This is a genomic window from Candidatus Benthicola sp. (assembly GCF_058719085.1).
On sequence record NZ_JBZQEK010000045.1, the window covers coordinates 1 to 3,818 of the forward strand.

4 protein-coding genes are annotated in these 3,818 nt (G+C 68.3%); all 4 read right to left on the minus strand.

The window, feature by feature from the left end; all coding sequences use genetic code 11:
* Positions 1–855: SLC13 family permease (locus AC36XV_RS03385; RefSeq protein WP_492202265.1), on the minus strand; the 855-nt coding region annotated here is incomplete at its 3' end.
* A 49-nt stretch (positions 856–904) separates the two neighbouring features.
* Entirely contained in the window at positions 905–2,053 is a 1,149-nt protein-coding gene (gene sat / locus AC36XV_RS03390; RefSeq protein WP_492202266.1) for a sulfate adenylyltransferase, read from the minus strand.
* A 64-nt stretch (positions 2,054–2,117) separates the two neighbouring features.
* Positions 2,118–2,741: an adenylyl-sulfate kinase gene (cysC, locus tag AC36XV_RS03395; protein ID WP_492202267.1), complete on the minus strand. Its 624-nt coding sequence runs from the start codon at positions 2,739–2,741 to the stop codon at positions 2,118–2,120.
* 88 nt (positions 2,742–2,829) lie between these two features.
* A partial coding sequence (locus AC36XV_RS03400; RefSeq protein WP_492202268.1) for a 3'(2'),5'-bisphosphate nucleotidase CysQ family protein occupies positions 2,830–3,818 on the minus strand: 989 nt, incomplete at its 5' end.

Consider the following 3,818-nt stretch of genomic DNA (forward strand, 5'->3'; position numbering starts at 1 on the left):
CTTGCGCAGGTCCACGATGCTGTCCACCACCCCCGCGAACGTCAGCAGGTCGCCCGACAGGAGGCGCACGTCCGGACCGACGGGCGAGATGATCGTGCCTGCGCGCTCCACCCTCACCAGGAAGAGGCCCGGCAGGTGGCGGAGCCCGGCCTCCACGATCGTGCGCCCGATCAGCGGAGAGGGATCGGACAGCCGCATCTCGACCAGGTACTGGCGCACCCCCTCCCCGACGGTCGGAATCGGGACCCGGTCGGACAGCAGTCGGGGCGCCACCTTCACCAGGTACACGATCCCCACGATGGCCATGGGAACGCCGAGGGCGGTGAGCTCGAAGAAGCCGTACCCGGGCATTCCCGCCCTCTGGAGGAGGCCGTGGCTCACCAGGTTCGTCGACGTGCCGATCAGGGTGCAGATCCCCCCGAGGATCGACGCGTACGACAGCGGAATCAGGAGCCGGGACGGAGACACCCGATTGCGCTTGGCCCAGGCGGTGACCGTGGGGACGCCCATGGCGACGACCGGCGTGTTGGCGAGGAAGGCGGACAGCGCCGCGGACGAGGTGGTGAGCCGGGCGAGCGCCCGGGGCAGCCGGCTCCCGTGGCCGAGGACCCTCCGGGATGCGTTCTCCAGCACTCCCGTCGAGCGCATCCCGGCCGCCACGATGAAAAGGGCGCCGACCGTCGCCACCGCCGTGTTCCCGAACCCGGCCAGGCCCTGTTCGGGCGTGACGACGCCGGCGGCCATCAGGACCACCAGGCTGGCGAACAGCATCGCGTCCGGCGGCCCGAAGTCCTTCACGATCAAAAGGATCGCGACCGCGATGACGGCCATCGTGAAGATCGCCGCAGCTGTCACCGGCACCTCTCAGGGATTTCGGGACCGGACCCGGGTCGACCGGCCGACGCTATCGATACGCCCGCATGAGGATCTCCGCGATCTCCGGCCGGGTGAACTCCTCCGGCGGAGACTCGCCCCTCGACAGCATCTCGCGGACCTTCGTGCCCGACAGGAACACGCGTTCCTCCGGCGTGGCGGGCGAGGTCTTCGAGGTCGCCATCTGCTTCGTCCGCAGGCAGTAGAACGAATGCTCGAACTTCATCGGCTCGATGCCCAGCGCATCCATGTCGATCTCGTCGAAGATCTCCTGGGCATCGTAGGTCCCGTAGTAGTTGCCCACCCCGGCGTGATCCCGGCCCACGATGAAGTGCGAGCAGCCGTAGTTCCGCCGCATGATCGAGTGGAAGATCGCCTCCCTCGGGCCGGCGTACCGCATGGCCGCGGGCAGGACCGAGAGCATGACCCGGTCCGCCGGATAGTAGCCCTCGAGGAGCACGTGATAGCACTCCATGCGCACGTCCGCCGGGATGTCGTCCGACTTGGTCTCTCCCACCAGGGGATGGACCAGGAGACCGTCCACCGTCTCGAGCGCGCACTTCTGGATGTACTCGTGCGCCCGGTGAATCGGGTTTCGAGTCTGAAACGCGACCACGGTCTCCCAGCCCCGCTCCGCGAACGCCGCCCTCGTCTCCGCCGGCTTCAGGTTCTCGGCCGGAAAGCCGGAGATGTCCTCTTCGTACAGGTACCGGATCGGGCCGGCCACGCAGCGGGAACCCATGCGATACATGGCCGCAACGCCTGGATGCGCCTGGTCGGAGGTGCGGAAGACCGCTTCGGCCTCGGTCTCGCGATCCCGGTCGAACACATCGGTCACCTCGAGCACGGCCGCCAGCTTTCCGTCCGGCGCCCGCAGGGCGAGGGTCTCCCCGACCTTCGCGTGGCCTGCCTCTTCGTCGGTCACCGGGAGCACGACCGGGATGGACCAGGGCAGTCCGCCCGGCAGCGTCATGGTACGGACCACCGAGTGATACGCCTCCTCGTCCATGAAGCCCTCGAGCGGCGAAAGACCGCCCACCGCGATCAGATAGAGGTCGCTGAGGGTCCAGGGGGAGATCGTCACGGCCGGCAGCTCGCCGGCCGCCCTTCTGAGTTCGTCGGCCTCTGCATCGGAGGGAACACGGTTCACCAGCGTTCCGCCGTAGGGTTGTATCGTCATCGGGCTCTGATTTCCTTGTGGGTTCCGAGTGAGTGCGATTCGTTCCTTCCCGTGACACGCCGGATCAGGCGGCCACGACCTCCGCGTCCACGTAGCCCCGTTCGGCCAGGTACTGAAGGACGAGGTCGACGCACTCGTCCAGGGAGCTATCGGCCGTATTGACCACGAGCTCGGCCTCGAGGGGCTCCTCGTACGGGGCGCTGATCCCCGTGAACTCGGGAATCTCTCCGGCGCGTGCCTTCCGATACAGGCCCTTCGGGTCACGTTCCTCGCAAACCGAGAGCGGGCACTCCACGAAAATCTCCACGAAGTCATCGGGACGTTCGGTGGTGTTTCGGATCCGGTCGCGGTCCTCTCGATACGGGGAGATGAAGGCCGTCAGGGCGAACGTCCCCGCGTCGATGAAGAGCTTCGCCACCTCGCCGATCCGCCGGATGTTCTCCGTCCGGTCCTCGGGCGAGAAGCCCAGGTCACCGTTCAGTCCGTGCCGGATGTTGTCTCCGTCCAGCACGTAGGAGCTGAGACCGAGGTCGTGGAGCCGGTGATCCACCGCATTCGCCAGGGTGCTCTTGCCACTCCCCGAGAGACCCGTGAACCAGAGGATGGCCCCGCGGTGTCCGTTGCGAGACTCCCGCTCTTCGCGGGATACGTGTCCCTCGTGCCAGTGAACGTTGGTCGATTTCTGCATCGTACCTCTTCCCTCTATTCGGTTTCGTCCGGCCCCCGTGGAGGCCGGGATCGGTTTCGCGTCCTTCCTGCGCGGAATGCGGAAGGGACTACAGTATCGGCGCGCACATTTCGCGCACCAGTGGAAGGGAGTCGGCCCAGCTGGCCGGATCCCCCGCCAGGATGCCCGACGGCTGTCGCGGCGTCTCCTTTCCGTACCGGAGAGGCGCGCCTCCGCAGTCCGTCACCCGCCCGCCCGCGCCCCGCAGCACCGCCTCCGGGGCGCAGGTGTCCCACTCCTTCAGGTAGGGAACGGGGTGAACGTACAGATCGGCCTCACCTTCCGCGATGCGGGCGCACTTGACGCCGACCGACCCCGACGGAATCACCTCGGTGGCGCCGAGCGCCGCCTCGATCGCCTGCAACCGGTCGTCCGGGTGAGAGCGGGAGCGCACGAACCGGAGGCCATCGCCGGCTCTCTCGCCGACGCGGACGGGCGCGAGCGGGCCCACCTCGATCCGAACCCCCTCTTCCGCCGACACGGTGCATTCCGCCACCCAGGCTCCACCGTCGGCCACTCCGAGGTAGAGGCGCCCGGACCCGGGTATGAAGAAGGCGCCGAGCGCGGCGAGTCCGTCTTCCGCCAGCCCGACCATGACCGCGAACTCGTCGATCCCGTCGATGAACTCGCGCGTTCCGTCGAGCGGGTCCACGACCCACAGTCGTCCGCTCGAGGAGCCCGTCCTCGGAGCGGGCGATTCCTCGCTCAGCACGGGATCGGCCGGTCGGCTTGCCGCGAGCACCCCGAGCACGGCCCGGTTCGAGGCGTGGTCCGCCTCGGTGACCGGGTCACCCGGCTGCTTCTCGGAGGTACGAAGAGAGGACGAGCGATAGTACGCGAGGGTCGCACGGCCGCCGAGCAGCGCGGCACGAGCCGCCACCAGGAGGTCTCCGGCCCGGTGACCCGGCAGCACCGCAGCCGGGTCGGAGACGAATCGGAGATCGTCGGAGCGCGGATGCGAGGCCGTCGACGTCGCCCGCGGCTGTCGGCTCGACACGGGAGTCAGGATACTTCCGCGATGCGGATGCCGCCGCCGGC